This is a genomic window from Novispirillum itersonii subsp. itersonii ATCC 12639 (assembly GCF_000381985.1).
GTDB classification, from domain to species: domain Bacteria; phylum Pseudomonadota; class Alphaproteobacteria; order Rhodospirillales; family Rhodospirillaceae; genus Novispirillum; species Novispirillum itersonii.
This window is the reverse complement of sequence record NZ_KB907337.1, coordinates 209,610-224,480: the sequence shown is the minus strand read 5'-3', so window position 1 is coordinate 224,480 and position 14,871 is coordinate 209,610. Positions and strand designations below refer to the sequence as shown.

General features: G+C 63.4%; 11 protein-coding genes and 2 tRNA genes. 8 read left to right on the top strand and 5 right to left on the bottom strand.

Annotated elements, in window-relative coordinates:
• Window positions 1–49: 49 nt before the first annotated feature.
• The 3 genes from G365_RS0101025 to G365_RS0101015 form a co-directional block, all read right to left on the bottom strand.
• Window positions 50–703 (bottom strand): DUF2497 domain-containing protein, encoded by a 654-nt coding sequence (locus tag G365_RS0101025; RefSeq protein WP_245554668.1) that lies wholly within the window; start codon window positions 701–703, stop codon window positions 50–52.
• A 343-nt stretch (window positions 704–1,046) separates the two neighbouring features.
• Window positions 1,047–2,444: a TolC family outer membrane protein gene (locus G365_RS0101020; RefSeq protein WP_043741192.1), complete on the bottom strand. Its 1,398-nt coding sequence runs from the start codon at window positions 2,442–2,444 to the stop codon at window positions 1,047–1,049.
• 262 nt (window positions 2,445–2,706) lie between these two features.
• Window positions 2,707–3,357 carry a protein-L-isoaspartate O-methyltransferase family protein gene (locus G365_RS0101015; RefSeq protein WP_019643634.1) on the bottom strand — a complete coding sequence of 217 codons (651 nt, stop codon included), beginning with the start codon at window positions 3,355–3,357 and terminating at the stop codon, window positions 2,707–2,709.
• A 364-nt stretch (window positions 3,358–3,721) separates the two neighbouring features.
• On the opposite strand from G365_RS0101015, the gene G365_RS0101010 reads away from it, so the two are divergent.
• The 3 genes from G365_RS0101010 (at window position 3,722) to G365_RS0101000 (ending at window position 4,698) form a co-directional block, all read left to right on the top strand.
• Window positions 3,722–3,795 (top strand) — tRNA-Cys (locus tag G365_RS0101010).
• Between the two features lie 20 nt (window positions 3,796–3,815).
• Window positions 3,816–3,890, top strand: a tRNA-Asn gene (locus G365_RS0101005).
• A 265-nt stretch (window positions 3,891–4,155) separates the two neighbouring features.
• Complete coding sequence (locus G365_RS0101000) at window positions 4,156–4,698, top strand: hypothetical protein (RefSeq protein ID WP_155976076.1); 543 nt, start codon at window positions 4,156–4,158, stop codon at window positions 4,696–4,698.
• Window positions 4,699–4,712: 14 nt separating this feature from the next.
• Here G365_RS0101000 and G365_RS0100995 read toward each other — a convergent pair whose 3' ends face one another.
• Entirely contained in the window at window positions 4,713–5,636 is a 924-nt protein-coding gene (locus G365_RS0100995) for a glutaminase (protein ID WP_211217644.1), read from the bottom strand.
• Between the two features lie 200 nt (window positions 5,637–5,836).
• On the opposite strand from G365_RS0100995, the gene G365_RS0100990 reads away from it, so the two are divergent.
• The 5 genes from G365_RS0100990 to G365_RS0100970 all read left to right on the top strand — a co-directional run bounded on the left by G365_RS0100990 (window position 5,837) and on the right by G365_RS0100970 (window position 11,506).
• Window positions 5,837–6,214, top strand: a complete 378-nt coding sequence (locus tag G365_RS0100990; protein ID WP_019643631.1) for a CidA/LrgA family protein — start codon at window positions 5,837–5,839, stop codon at window positions 6,212–6,214.
• A complete protein-coding gene (locus tag G365_RS0100985) occupies window positions 6,214–6,957 on the top strand; it encodes an LrgB family protein (protein WP_019643630.1) in 744 nt (247 codons plus the stop codon). The genes G365_RS0100990 and G365_RS0100985 overlap by 1 nt, the downstream gene beginning before the upstream one ends.
• Before the next feature lie 183 nt (window positions 6,958–7,140).
• The gene (locus G365_RS19795) at window positions 7,141–7,866 is read left to right on the top strand and encodes a substrate-binding periplasmic protein (RefSeq protein WP_019643629.1); all 726 of its coding nucleotides are present in this window, start codon (window positions 7,141–7,143) and stop codon (window positions 7,864–7,866) included.
• Window positions 7,867–8,040: 174 nt separating this feature from the next.
• Window positions 8,041–8,634, top strand: coding sequence for a 2OG-Fe(II) oxygenase (locus tag G365_RS0100975; protein WP_019643628.1), 594 nt, complete (start codon window positions 8,041–8,043; stop codon window positions 8,632–8,634).
• Between the two features lie 160 nt (window positions 8,635–8,794).
• A complete protein-coding gene (locus tag G365_RS0100970; RefSeq protein WP_019643627.1) occupies window positions 8,795–11,506 on the top strand; it encodes a bifunctional acetate--CoA ligase family protein/GNAT family N-acetyltransferase in 2,712 nt (903 codons plus the stop codon).
• Window positions 11,507–11,631: 125 nt separating this feature from the next.
• On the opposite strand, the gene G365_RS22550 is transcribed toward G365_RS0100970, so the two are convergent.
• Window positions 11,632–14,718: a bifunctional diguanylate cyclase/phosphodiesterase gene (locus G365_RS22550; RefSeq protein ID WP_169545018.1), complete on the bottom strand. Its 3,087-nt coding sequence runs from the start codon at window positions 14,716–14,718 to the stop codon at window positions 11,632–11,634.
• Window positions 14,719–14,871: the final 153 nt, after the last annotated feature.

Below are 14,871 nucleotides of genomic sequence, written 5' to 3'. Positions count from 1 at the left end.
TATCACTCTGTCATCCGGCCCGGCGGACGGTGCCACCGGAAAGAACAGCTTACTTATCGCTGCCCGAAACCAGACGCTCAATTTCCTTGCGCACCAGACGCTCCACCAGATCCGGCAGGTGGTTATCCAGCCACTCCGTCAGCAGGGGACGGACCATCTCACGCACCAGACCTTCAATCGTCAGGCCGGGATTGGCACCGACACCAAGGGTCCGCTCACGGGCGATCAGCGCCAGCTCAGAGAAGGCAGCGGCTGATTTTGCCTCGGTCGGCGGAGATACCAGACGGTCCGCATCCTCAGCCACCGGCATCAAGGCAGGGGCGGGCTCGGGACGCCAAATAGATTCCAACTCGTCTTCCACTTCTTCTGCAACAGGCTGGGGGGTAGCGACAGGCTGCAGCAGCAGCGGCTCCTCTTCCTCAGCCACCATCGAGTCGGTCAACTCGAAGACTTCATCCTCTTCGTCGGGCCCGCCGATTTCCTGCGCCCGCAGAGCATCGTCCCAGGAAACCTCTGGCTCCGGTTCGGGCTCAGGCTCCGGGGTCATATCCCAGCTTGGCGCGGGCTCCGGTTCGGGCATGGGGGCAGGCTTGGGCGCAGGCGCGGGGGCCTTGGCCGCAGGCTCTTCCTCATCCTCCGACAGGATCTTACGAATGGAGGCAAGGATGTCCTCCATCGATGGTTCCTGATTCTTCTCGTCCATGGCGTACTCCGCCCCCAGCCGGACCTGTCAGGGCGGCACGGGCGCCCCTTACCTACATTAACCTAATGCAGTGATACAACATCGACCCTTAACATTTTGCAAACAACAGAAGAACAATCGATTTCCATCGGAATTATCAGATTGCCCCCTGCCCCGGGCCGACTGCGCACACATACCAGTAGCCGCGAGTGTTGCAAAGCCCTGTCGTTCTGTCCAGCCAGCGGGAATATCCAGATCCGGCTTTCCTCATCCCCGTTCCGGCTGAAAAATCAGGGCCGGAAACGGTTTATCCGTCCCGGCCCCCATTCCGATCCCGGCCCTCTGCCGGATCAATGCCACCGCCTCAGCGCAGCGGCTTACGCGCCAGCCCCACATCCTCATCCGCCGCGTCGGAAGAGCCGATCCACCTGCCACGCACATCGTCATAATGGGCGACCGGGTCATACAGCTCCACCGGCAGGGCCATGTCGCGGGCATTCAGGCGGCCAACCGCCGACAGCAGCGCATAGGTTGAGACCCGCTCATTCCGCTGCGCCCGGACCAGACCGACCCGGGCATCCAACAGTTCCTGCTCCGCATCCAGAACATCAAGCACCGTACGCGCCCCGACCTGTGCTTCCCGCTCGACCCCTTCCAGCGCGACCTCCGCCGCCCGGACCTGCGCCTGCAGAGAGGTGATCTGGGCCCGGTTGGCCTGAAGCTGCTCCCACGCCTGCACGGCGGATTCGCGGGACTGCTGGCGGGTCTGCTCCACGATCAGACGGCGCTGCCCGGCCGTATGCTTGGCCTCACGGATACGGGAATAGGTCCCCCCGGCCTCATACAGCGGCACCGCCACAGTCGCCACCACCTGATAGCCGTTGGAACGGGACTGATCGGTCGAATCATCAAAGTTGCGGAAGGCCGTCCCCTGAAGGGCCACCGTCGGCAACAGTTCGCCGGTGGCGGCATCCACCGTCTCCACCGCCGCCCGCGCCGCATATTCGGCGGCCAGCACCGCAGGTTGCTCGCTGGTCGCCAGCCCGACGGCATCCTGCAACGATCCCGGCAGGCCTTCCGCAGCGGCGGGGGTCGTCAGCTGCTCCGGCGGCAGACCGACCAGACGCTCAAAAGTCGCCCGGCTGGTCGAGAGCTGTGATTCTGCGGCAATGCGCGAGGCAGTGGCCCCGGCAAGACGCGATTCTGCCTGACTGACGTCCGTCCGGGTGATTTCCCCGACCCGGAACCGGTCACGGGTGGCGGCAAGCTGGCGTTGCAGCACCAGCTCGTTATTGCTCTTCAGCTCCACTTCCGCCCGGTCACGGACCACATTCAGATACGCCTCGGCAACGCTGGAAAACAGCCGCTGCTCCAGCACGCGCAACTGCTCCCGCGCGGCCAGAACCTGATTTTCGGCTGCTTCTGTCTGATTGAGTGTCCGGAAACCGTTAAACAGCGGCTGGGTCACGGTCAGCGATCCCTGACGGGGCTGGGCGTCCTGCGTCCGCTTTTCCCGCAGGTTGGATGTGCTGTTGTTATAGCCCACGGACCCGTTGACCGAGACAGTCGGACGCCAGCCCGACAGCGCCTGAGGAACCGATTCGTCAACACCGCGCACCCGCGCCCGCTCAGCCTGAAGCTCCGGGTTATTCAGATAGGCCGAAGCAAGGGCTTCCGGCAGGGTCATGGCGGCGGCAGATCCGGCCAGCCCCCCGGCAGCCAGAAGAATGGCGGCAACGGCCAGTGAAACGGGCTTCATCATCGTCATTTCGTCGTCAGATCCTGTGTCGTCGCGTTCAGCCGTGAAACCGGCGCCCCGTTGCTGAAAACGCCCATAATGATAAACTGAACCGTTCAGTTCAAAATGATGGCAACATCTCAGTTTGTCAACTCTGAAGAAAACAGCACGCTTTTTCCCGCAACCTTCAGCCAGCGTTGAGGATTGGCACAAAACGGCGCCCAAACAGAAAAACCCCCGCGCCGGAAGACGCAGGGGTTTTTCAGAAACCGCAGATCTGAACGGATCAGAACACGAAACCGACCGGCTTGCGGAAGCCCGGCAGCGGCAGGATGTTGGCGTCAAACAGCTTACGATGGCCAAAGCTGCTGCCGGTGCGGGTATACAGGGTGGCAACACCCTGACCGCCACCGGTGACAACCGCGACCAGACGGCCGCCGTCGGCCAGCTGGTCGAGCAGAGCCTGCGGCACCACTTCCACCGAACCATTGATGAAGATCACATTATACGGTGCCTGTGCCGGATAACCGACCTCCAGCTCACCGGCGACCACAACCGCGTTGTCATGCCCGTGGCTGCTGACGGCGGAAATCGCCATCGCCCGGAAATCCGGGTCGCTGTCCACCGACACAACGGTGTTGGCAATCTTGGCCAGCACCGCCGTGGCGTAACCGGTGCCGGTGGCAATTTCCAGCACCACATCTTCCGGGTTGATCTCAGCGGCCTGCAGCAGGCGGGCCAGCACCATGGCCTCCATCACACCCCGGCCATTGCCGACCGACAGATCATCATCGGTGTAGGCAATGCTGCGCAGGGCCTTCGGCACATAATCTTCGCGCGGCACTTCCGCCATCGCTGCAAGAACAGCCGTATCGGTCACGCCGTTCGGGCGGATCTGACCTTCCATCATATTGTGACGGGCAGCAGCGAAATCCATGGGGGGCCCCTCTCGCAACACTTTTATCATCGGGTTGAGCCGGTAACGGTGGCAGGTGCGAAGGGTCTTTCCTTCAGGACCGCCTGCGTGCCGTCTTTCCTTATACCCCGGCCTGCATCCTGCGACACCGACCGGAAGACTTTAACACAGGCGACACCAAACGCCCCGTTGCGGCGACAGGTCTCTTTGTGCGGTTTTATACCCGCCCGCCCCGGCCTTGACAATCTCTATCCATTCCCCGCGCCGGGTGACGCGGCAAAGGAGAACAATGGAAAAATCCGGCATTTGCAGGATTTTGAAAAAACGACAAAAAAGCTGTTGACCTGCCAGAGGGGCACCGTTATAAACCGCCTCCTCAGCGCAAGGCCGGGTGGCAGAGTGGTGATGCAGAGGACTGCAAATCCTTGTATACCGGTTCGATTCCGGTCCCGGCCTCCACTGAGAAAACTGATGGATATTCCGGCGTAGCTCAGCGGTAGAGCCCCCGACTGTTAATCGGGTTGTCGTAGGTTCGAATCCTACCGCCGGAGCCATCATGTAGCAGCGTCCTTCCGGGACGGAATAGCTGAAGCTGTCGCCTCTGGCGGCGGCTTTTTTGTTTTTCAGCTTCAGGCTGCATTTGCCAATCGCTTTTTGCCCAAAACATCACATTTTGTTCTGGCCGAAACGATTAAGGCGGTCACTTCCCTGTTGCCCCCGCCTGACATGGGGTTTATGCAGGAAATATGACGTAGTTTCAGGCCTGCGCATTGCAGCTGCCATTTTCTGACGGCCCATTCCGGGGGAGTTGAGCCGACCGTGACCGCTACCATGATTCCATCGGGCCTGCTCGTGCCCGCCCTGACCGTTCTGGCGCTGGCCGCCGGGGCTGGCGGTGTTGTCTTATGGCGGCGTCAGGGGCCCCTGATCCCGCTGCTGATGGCCGGCATGGTGGCCAGCGGCGGCGTTTATCTGCTTGGGCCGCTGTCTGATCCGGCGGTCAAACCCCGTAGCTTTGAATGCAGCTGGGATGCCACGGCCGCCCCATCCTCCGGCAGCCAGCGCTTCCGGGTGACCGACAGCGGCGACCACCTGCACGGCAGCTATCTGGCCGGGCAGGAGCGCCGGAAGGGACAGGTTTCCATTGCCGAGGATGACACGCTGACCTTCACCTTTCCGGCGGCCCGCACCGACAGTCCGCCGGATCTGGTGGTGGTGATCGACGGTGATGATGAAGAGTTCAGCCCGGATGTCCCCCGCGCCTTCCGCGCCCTTGGCGTGCTGGTCGGCGATGATCCGCTGAACAACCCCGATGACTTTACGGTCGAAGGGGTGTGCGTTCAGGCGACGGAAGCCCCCTGATCCCCCCAACAGGCCTACAGTACCCCGGGCACCACCGCCAGATCGGCGGCGATCAGCTCCAGTGCATCAATCCCTCTGGCCGAGTTGCCCCGTGCGTCCAGCGGCGGGGACCACACGCACAGGCTTCCCACCCCCGGAAGAATGGCGATGATGCCGCCCCCGACCCCGCTTTTGGCCGGCAGCCCGACACGGAACACAAAGTCCCCCACCCCATCGTACAGGCCGCAGGTCAGCATGACAGCCAGTGTCTGACGGGTCTGCACCGGGCTGAGGACCCGCGCCCCGTCCAGCGTGGTGCCGTTATTGGCAAGAAAAAGCGCCGCCTGCGCCAGTTCCCGGCAGGTCAGCGGAATCGCACACTGGCGGAAATACGTGCGCGTCACCTCCGCCACATCGTTTTCAAACCGGTCGTGTGCCTTCAGAAAATAGGCAATGGCCCGGTTGCGGTCGCCGTGCTGCTCTTCTGACCGCGCCACATCCTCATCAATGAAAATTTTCTTCCGTCCGCACAGCGACGCCAGAAAATCCAGAATCGCCCGCTCCGGCTGGGCATAGCGCGACACCAGCGCGTTGGTGACCGCCAGCGCCCCGGCGTTGATAAACGGATTGCGGGGAAAGCCATCCTCATGCTCCAGCTGGACCAGAGAGTTAAAGGCCGTTCCAGAGGGCTCCCGCCCCACGCGCTGCCACAGATCGTCGCCATACAGCCGCTGCGCCATCACCAGCGTGAACAGCTTTGACATGCTCTGGATCGAAAACGGCTCATCCGCCTCTCCGGCAGAGAAGACCCGCCCGTCGGTCAGGGCCAGAGCCAGACCGAAGCGGCGGCCATCCACCCGGGCCAAAGCCGGAATATAGTCCGCGACTTTCCCCCGGATCGGCTGCGCCGCCACGGTGGCATGAACACGGTCCAGCAAAGACTGATAGTCATAAGACATGATCGGGGTCATCCGGCATCAGCGGGGCCATCCTGACCGGCGTTGTTTGAGAACACCCGCCGGGGCTGTTCACAAAACACGCTGGACATTCCGCAAGGGCGGGGAGAATACTCGCGCCCTCAGACTGCCGCAACGGCAACAAGCGGTCCGCCCGTCCCTTTCCGGCGTCTTTCAGCCCTGCTTTCCGGATGGTCTTCATCATGCTGCAATCCCTGACGGTGCTGCTGCTGTGCCAGCTGGCCGGTGAAGTTCTGGTACGGCTGCTGCACCTGCCGGTCCCCGGCCCGGTCTGCGGCATGGTGCTGCTGTTTGCCGGGTTCTGTCTGCTGGGGCGGATCCCCGATGCGCTGGCCCGCACCGCCGACGGTATGCTGGCAAACATCTCGCTGCTGTTCGTACCCGCCGGGGTCGGCGTGATGCTGCATTTTGACCTGATCGCCGCGGACTGGGCTGCGATTGCGGTCGGCATCATCCTTAGCACCACCGCCGGGCTGATTCTGACCGCCCTGCCGATGCACCTGCTGCGGCGACGCCACGCCGCAGACCCCGCCGCCAGCCCCGGGAAGGAACAGCCCTGATGCAACAGCCGGTTCTTCCCCCTGAGGTACAGGACCTGTGGGTCTATCTGTCGGCCAGCCCGCTGTTTCACCTGACCCTGACGCTGGCCGCTTTTGTTCTGGCACAGGCGCTGTTCCGCCGTTCCGGCGGATCGCCGCTGCTTAATCCGGTGCTGCTGACCGTGGTGATGGTGGTGCTGGTTCTGCTGGCGACCGGCACCGATTACCGCACCTATTTTCAGGGCGCGCAGTTTGTCCACTTCCTGCTGGGGCCGGTGACGGTGGCGCTGGCCATTCCGCTGTACCGGCAGCGGGCCATGCTGCTGCGGTACGCGGTGCCGCTGGTCGCCAGCCTGCTGATCGGGTCAGCAACCGCCGTGATCTCGGCGGTGATCACCGTGCAGATGATGGGCGGCCGGGCCGATACCGTCAGCTCAATGGCCCCCAAATCGATCACCGCCGCCGTTGCCATGGGGGTTTCGGAACAGATCGGCGGCCTGCCGTCGCTGACCGCCGTACTGGTGATGATGACCGGTGTCTTCGGCGCCGTAACCGCCCCGGCCCTGCTGCGGCTGTGCGGCATCACCGACCCGGCGGCGGTCGGGCTGGCCATCGGGACAGCCAGTCACGGTATCGGCACCGCCCGCGCCCTGCAGCTGGGCGAAACCTGCGGTGCCTTCTCCGGCCTTGCCATGGGGCTGAATGCGGTGGCAACCGCCCTTCTGCTGCCGGTGCTGTGGCATCTGGCGATGAACTGGCTGTAACCGGCCCCTTGACGTCTCCGGCCCCCGCTGTCTGGTCCTGATGTACCAGACAGCGCGCCCGGCCTATGCCCGTACCGGGGGATCGCTTATAATAAGCGGTATGCAGATCCTTTCCTCCGCTTTCCGGTAACCATGGCTCCCAGACCTTCGCAGAAACAGGCTGTTCCCCCGGCGCAGCGGGCGATGACCCGGCGTGCCGTTCTGACAGCCCTTGCCGCCGCCGCAGGCGGGATCGCCCTGCTGCGGCGGGCCCGGGCAGAGGATCTGCCACCCGTGCGGATCATCACGTCAGAGTTTGCGCCCTATTCCTACTCAGACAACGGACAGGCCAAGGGAATTGCCGCCGACCGGGCACGGCAACTGCTTCGGCAGGCCGGAAGATCAATCCCGATCGAGATTTACCCGTGGGCGCGGGCCTACGAAACTGCCCTGCGCACCCCGGGGGCGCTGCTGTTCCCTGTTGCCCGGGTCCCGGAACGGGAAGATCTGTTCAAGTGGGTGGGGCAGGCAATTCCGTTTCAGGTTGCCCTGTTCCGTGCCTCTCAGCGCCCGGACATTACCCCGGCCACACTGGAAGACGCCGGACGCTACCGCATCGGGGCCCTGCAGAAAGACGTTAAGGGCGTCTATCTGACCAGCCGGGGCATCCCCCATGAGACCATTGCCGATGAAGAACTGGGCATCCGCATGCTGATACACGGCCGGCTTGATCTGCTGCCGTCAGACGTCCGGTCAATGCTGTACCGACTGGACAAACTGGGGCTGCCCGCCGATTCTGTGGTCGCAGCCCTGCCGTTGCCCGAGATTTCCCGGCCGCTGTATTTTGCTTTCAACCGCGATACTCCTGACGCGCTGGTGACAGAGTTCCGTCAGGCCCTGTCCGCCCTGCCCCCGCAGGATCAGTCCTGAACCGGACCATGCTGAAAAACAGCGGCAGCAGACTCCAGATCAATGACCGCAGACGGATGACCGGCTTATCTGTGCCCCAATGACGGTGCCGCACCCTGTTTCTGGTTTGCCTGCACCTGCCGAAGCCCGTAAAACAGCCGCCCCGTCCACGGACCGCTTGTTCAGGATCAGCCCATGTTCTCCGACATTCCCGGCCTTGCCGCCCCTGCCCGCCCGGCACAGAAACTGTGGACCTTCGAGGCCGAAACCTTTTCCCCCGAAGAATGCAGCGCCATCATCGCCCTGATGGAGACCGGACGGCAGAAAGATGCCACGCTGGTCAACGGCGAGGCGGTTTCCCGCATCCGCAGAACGGCGATTCACTGGCTGCCGGAAGGACCGGATACCGACTGGATCTATCAGCGGCTGGCCCGGCTGGTCGCCAGCGCCAACCGCGAACATTTCAATTACGCGCTGGATGGCTTTCAGGAAGATGCACAGGTCGCCCGCTATCAGGACGGTGGCTTCTATGACTGGCACATCGACCGCGGCGGGCGGGGGGCCGCAGGGCGGGCCCGCAAGCTGACCATCGCCATTCAGCTCAGCCCGCCGGATGCCTATGAAGGCGGTGACCTTCAGCTGAATCCCGAAGGCCATGTGCTGACCGCCCCGCGTGACCCCGGTACCGCTGCCGTGTTTCCGGCCTTCGTCCTGCACCGGGTGACGCCGGTCACCGCCGGGGCCCGCCATTCTCTGGTGATCTGGACCCACGGGCCGGATTTTACCTGACCCGTCACCTCTCTCTTTACCCTGAAACGACAAAGGGTTTTTGCTGCAATGCAGCATATAACCCGTTATACTGCATGTCCCGTACCGCCGCTTTCCATGAAGGGGATGGAGAGGACCCCGGCGGAGGGATAATCTGGCACAGCCTGGGGGAACTCCGACGATGAGCGTCCGGTATCTGAAGCAACTGTTCAAACCCGCATCGGTCGCCGTTCTCGGCGCCTCCAACACGGCGGACAGTGTCGGCGGCATCGTCATGCGCAACCTGCTGCAAGGGGGCTTTACCGGGCCGATTCTGCCGGTCAATCGGAAGTATCAGGCGGTTCAGGGGGTTCTGGCCTATCCCTCGGTCGCCGCGCTGCCGCTGGTGCCCGATATGGCAGTGATTGCCGTCCCCCCGGATGACACCCTGACCGCCCTGAAAGAACTGGCGGACCGTGGCACCCGGGCAGCCATTGTCGTTGCCTCCGGCATCGGCTGGGCCGGGGTCAAACCTGATGTCGCCGCCGCCATCCGTGATACGGCCCGCAGCCACGGCATCCGGGTCCTCGGCCCGAACAGTCTGGGTGTGCTGGTCCCCGGGATCGGCCTGAACGCCAGCTTCGCCCCCCAGCCTGCCAACAAAGGCCGTATCGCGTTTGTGTCTCAGTCCGGCGCGGTCTGTACCTCGGTTCTCGACTGGGCCCGCCCCAAGGGCATCGGCTTCTCCCACTTCATTTCGATGGGGGATATGCTGAACACCGATTTCGGCGATGTGCTGGATTATCTGGGGTCAGACCCCGATACCCGGGCGATTCTGCTGTATATCGAAAGCATCCCGTTACGGCGCAACTTCATGTCAGCCGCCCGCGCCGCTGCCCGTAACAAGCCGGTGCTGGCGATCAAGGCCGGGCGACGCAATGCCAGCCAGCAGGCCACCATCAGCCATACCGGCATCCTCGCCGGGGCTGATCTGGTGTATGACGCCGCCTTCCGCCGCTCCGGGATGTTGCGGGTGTACACCATCGAGGAACTGTTCGCCGCCACCGAAACCCTGTCGGTGATGACCAAGCCGAAAGGCGAGCGGATGGCCATCCTGACCAATGGTGGCGGATTCGGCGTGATGGGTGTCGATGAACTGGATGAACAGGGCGGCCTTCTGGCCGAACTGACCCCCGAAACCATCGAGGCCCTGAACAGCGTTCTGCCTGCCACATGGTCACGCGGCAATCCGGTGGATATCATGGGCGAGGCATCGCCCGAACGGTATGCCGCCGCCCTGAAGATTCTGTCCGCCGCCAAAGAGGTGGACACCGTGGTGGTCATGCACTCCCCGGTCGCCACCACGGACCCGCTGGCGATTACCGAAGCCCTGATTCCGGTGATCAAGCAAAGCCGCCGCGTCAGCATTTCCACCTGCTGGATCGGTGATGAGCTGGTCCGGGATTCGCGCCGACGCTTCCATGAAGCGGCCATCCCGACCTTTACCACGCCTTATCAGGCGATCCGCAGCTTCCTGCACACCGTCGCCTACCGCAAAAACCAGGACATGCTGATGGAAACACCCGCCAGCCTGCCCACCGAGTTCACCCCCAATATCACCATCGCCCGCCGCCTGATCAGCGATGCGCTGTCCGCCGGGCGGACCACGCTGTCAGAGCCGGAAGCCAAGGCCCTGCTGTCAGCTTATGGTATTGCCGTGGTGGAAACCCGGGTTGCCCATACCCCGGCCGAAGCCCGGGCTGTTGCAGACGCGATGGGCTACCCGGTAGTGCTGAAAATTCTGTCCGATGACATCTCGCATAAAAGCGAACACGGCGGCGTGCGGCTGGATCTGACCAGCGGCGACGAGGTGGAAAAAGCGGCCCAGAGCATGTTGACCCGCCTGTCCATCTCCTTCCCGGAGGCACGGATCAGCGGCTTTACCGTGCAGCCCATGCACCGCCATTCACTGGGGCAGGAGCTGATCGTCGGCATCAATACCGACCCGATCTTTGGCCCGGTGATCCTGTTCGGGCAAGGTGGCACCGCCGCCGAAATCATCGCCGACCGCGCCGTTACCCTGCCGCCGCTGAACATGGCACTGGCAGCGGAAGTGATCGGCCGCACCCGTATCGGCAAGGTTCTGCAGGGGGCCAAGGCCCACAGCGCCGCAGATCTGGAATCGCTGTCACTGGCCCTGATTCAGGTTGCCCAGATGACCGTCGATCTGCCGGAAATCCGCGAACTGGATATCAATCCGCTGCTGGCAAGCCCGGACGGTGTCATTGCGCTGGATGCCCGGGTGGTCCTGGCCCCCTATGCCGGAACCAATCCGACGGACCGGCTGGCAATCCGCCCCTATCCGCAGGATCTGGAGGAAACCTTTGTCATGAAAGGCGGGCGCCCGGTTCTGCTGCGCCCGATCCGCCCGGAAGACGAACCCAACCACCATGTTTTCGTATCCCGTCTGACCCCGGAGGATATCCGGTTCCGCTTCTTCGGGCTGGTGCAGGAACTGCCACACAGCCAGATGGCACGGATGACCCAGATCGACTATGACCGCGAAATGGCTTTCATCGCCACCGCCCCTGACAGTGACGGGCGGGAAGAAACGCTGGGCGTGGTCCGCGCCGTCACCGACCCGGATAACGAAACGACCGAATTCTCGATCGTCGTCCGCTCTGACCTGAAGGGCGCCGGGCTGGCCAAGGCGATGATGGTCAAAATGATCCGGTACTGCCAGAGCCGGAAAACCCGCACCATGGTCGGTCAGGTGCTGAAAGAAAATGCCCGGATGCTGACGTTCGTCGAGCATCTCGGCTTCCGCCGGGTGCGGATGGTCGAAATCGACGTGGTGGAAGTGGAACTGGACCTGCAATCCGCCAGAACCGAAGGCGTTCCTCTGTTCGACTGACAGGGCACGCCCGCCCCCGGAAAACAGAGATAAAAAACAGATAAAATAACAGCGCCCCCGTCCTGCCTAACGGGGGCGCTGTTTGTTTCACCCTGCCGGAAGAGGCTCCCCCCTCCGGAAGACCGTCAAAGAGCGGGAACCCCCACCCCCTCCGGCAATCGCCCGGCGGCAACGCTGCCCCCCGGGCCGGAATAGCGCAGAACCGCGGCCAGATCATCCGGGGCCATCGGCTTGCCGAACAGATAGCCCTGCACCACGTCACAGCCTTCCGCCCGCAGGTATTCGTACTGATCCTCGGTCTCGACCCCTTCGGCGATGACCTCAAGCCCCAGACTGTGCCCCAGATTAATGGTGGCCCGGGCAATGACCGCATCGGAATGGTTGGTCGTCATCTGCCGCACAAAAGACTGGTCCAGCTTCAGGCGGTCCACCGGAAACTGCTTGAGATAACTCAGCGAGCTGTAGCCGGTACCGAAATCGTCAATCGCCAGCTTAGCCCCCAGACCCGACAGGTCTTCCAGTGTGCGGATCGCCTCCCGCGCATCCTGCATCAGCATGCTTTCGGTCAGCTCCAGCTCAATCCGCGAGGGGTCTACGCCACTTCTGGCAATTGCATCCCCGACCTGGCGCACCAGCGTCCCCTGCTGGAACTGCACCGCCGAAATGTTGATGGCAACCGTGATCAGCGGCAACCCGGCATCCTGCCACACCCGGCTCTGCCGGATTGCCTCTTCGATCACCCAGTCACCGATCGGCAGGATCAGGCCGGAATCCTCCGCCACCGGAATAAACCGCGACGGCGGGATCATCCCATGGTCCGCATGCTGCCAGCGCAGCAGGGCTTCCACGCCGATAATCCGGCGGGACCGGACATCGACCTGCGGCTGGAAGTGCAGGCGCAGGTCGCCATTATCCAGCGCCCGGCGCAGGTCGCCTTCCAGCGCCAGCCGGGCCCGGGCCTCGTCATTCATTTCGTTGGAATAGAAGAAGCACTTCTCCGATTCCGACCGGACCGCCCGGTACATCGCCATATCGGCATTCTTGATCAGGTGGTCAGGGTCTTCGCCGTCCTGCGGATAGATGGCGATACCGACATTGGTGCCCACCCGCACCTCCAGACCGCCAATATCGACCGGGCGGTTGACCGCGTCGATCACCTTGCGGGCCAACGAAGCCGCAGCCTCGGTGTTCGGCAGGCGGCTCTGGATCAGGGCGAACTCATCGCCGCCGATACGCGCAATGGTGTCGGCCTCCGGCGCGGCGACAGCGTTGATCCGCGAGGCGATGGTCATCAGCAGCTGATCACCGATATCGTGCCCCAGCGTATCGTTAACGCGGGAAAAGCGGTCGAGATCGACGAACAGAACCGCCAGAGAGCCACGGTTGTTCCGGGCCTGATTGACGGCCTGATACAGATGGTCGCGGAACAGCACCCGGTTGGGCAGACGGGTCAGCGTATCGTAGTTGGACAGATACGCGATGCGCTCTTCCGCCCGCTTCCGCTCGGTGATGTCTTCATGGACGGTCACAAAGTGGGCAATCTGGTCACGCTCGTCCAGAATCGGGGCGACGGTCTGATCGACCGTGTACAGGCTGCCGTCCTTGCGACGCTCCACCATTTCACCACGCCAGACGCGGCCACCCTTGATGGTATCCCAGAAGCGGCGGTAGCTGTCATCATCCTGCATGCCGGACCGCAGCAGAGCCGGGGTCTTGCCCAGAACCTCATGCGCCTCGTACCCGGACAGGCGGGTGAAGGCCGCATTGACCCATTCAATCCGGCCCTGCACATCGGTGATGAAAATGGCATTGGCGGCAGCGGCCAGAGCCGTACCCTGAAGACGCATCTGCGTCTGGTCCTGCATCACCTGCAATGCATTGCCCAGACGGGCCGACACCGTATCCATCTGCTTCAGCGAGCGCTGATCAGGGGCCAGACCGGTTCCGGCAACCATCAGACAGCCGATCACCTCGGTCTGTCCCCACAGCGGCAGCGTCACCAGCCAGTCCTGCGGAACCGGCAGACTCGCCGGCAACCCACTGTCATGACCGGTCAGCAGAAGCCGCCCGCCCATGCGCATCACATCCTGCAGGACACCATTGTTCCATTCCGGCTTTGACAGCAGGTGCGCGATTGCTTCCGGTGATGCCCCGGCAACACCGCGCACCCCCAGCCCGCCCTGACGGTCCGGGACGACAATCACCGTCACCGCCAGCCCGAACAGGTCACAGATCTGGTGACAGAGCTGCTGCTGAATATCTTCCGGGTTGCCACCGGCAATCGCAGTCCGGTCCAGCTCATGCAGAAAGGCGTTCATCGCCCCGGAGCGACGCTCCTCGCTCAGGTCATGCAGCACCATCAGGCACAGCGGGTGGCCGTCATAATCGGTCCGGGTCATCACGGCCCGGACCGGCAGATGGCCGCTATCGTGCGTTCCGGCGACCGAGAAATCACAGGACACCGCCTCTTCCGACAGCAGCGCCGCCCAGTCGGCGGCAGCCCCGCTCTCTTCCCGCAGGAATTCGGAAACATGGGCCCCGCAAAGCCCCCCCGCCCGGGCCTGCCGGTCCCCCAGCAGCGCCACGGCCTGCCGGTTGGCGTCAACGATCGCCCCGCCCGCCTCAACGACCAGAAAAGCCTCCGGCAGGGTTTCCAGAAGGTGCTGGAACCGCCGGGCCTTCCGCAGATCGTCCCGCCCCTGCTCCTCGGCCTGCGCAAAGCGGATGGCGGCAGCCTCCCGCCACAGGGTGAGCTGCCGGTACAGCACCGGCAGCAGGGCAACCGGCGGCAGCAGGGCCATCGCAGCAGCAACCACAGCCCCCAGAGGTTCCGTCGGCAGGGCCAGCACGGCCATAACCGCCCTGCCGGCAGACCACAGCAGCAGCAGGAACGGGGCCGCGCCCCCGGCATCCGCGTAGGTCGCCGCCCCGGCCCGGTCATGCTTCAACAGATGTTGATAAACACCATAGGCTGCAGCAGCCCCCACCGATGCCGCAGCATAAGGGACCATTGCAACCGGCAGAAACAGGGCCGCGACTCCTGCAATCAGGGCTGCCACCAGCATCAGCAGCAGGAACGACGTCATCGACGCCGACGCCTGAACCCGCAAAAGTCGTAAAACCTTAAGGGGGTTTGACTGGGCCCCCATCACGAACAGAACCGCACCCGATGTCATCAGGCCAGCAGAGACCCCCGAAAGACATGCTGCCACAACATGCTGATTTTCCTGATATATTGACATGGAAACCGCTGTCACAGCGTCCCCGCCCGCCAGCAGGGCAAGCGCCACCGCACACTGCCGGAGCGGCCCGCCGTCTCCGTCAAGACCTCGCGACATCACCAGAAAAAGGGCTGATACCGCAAT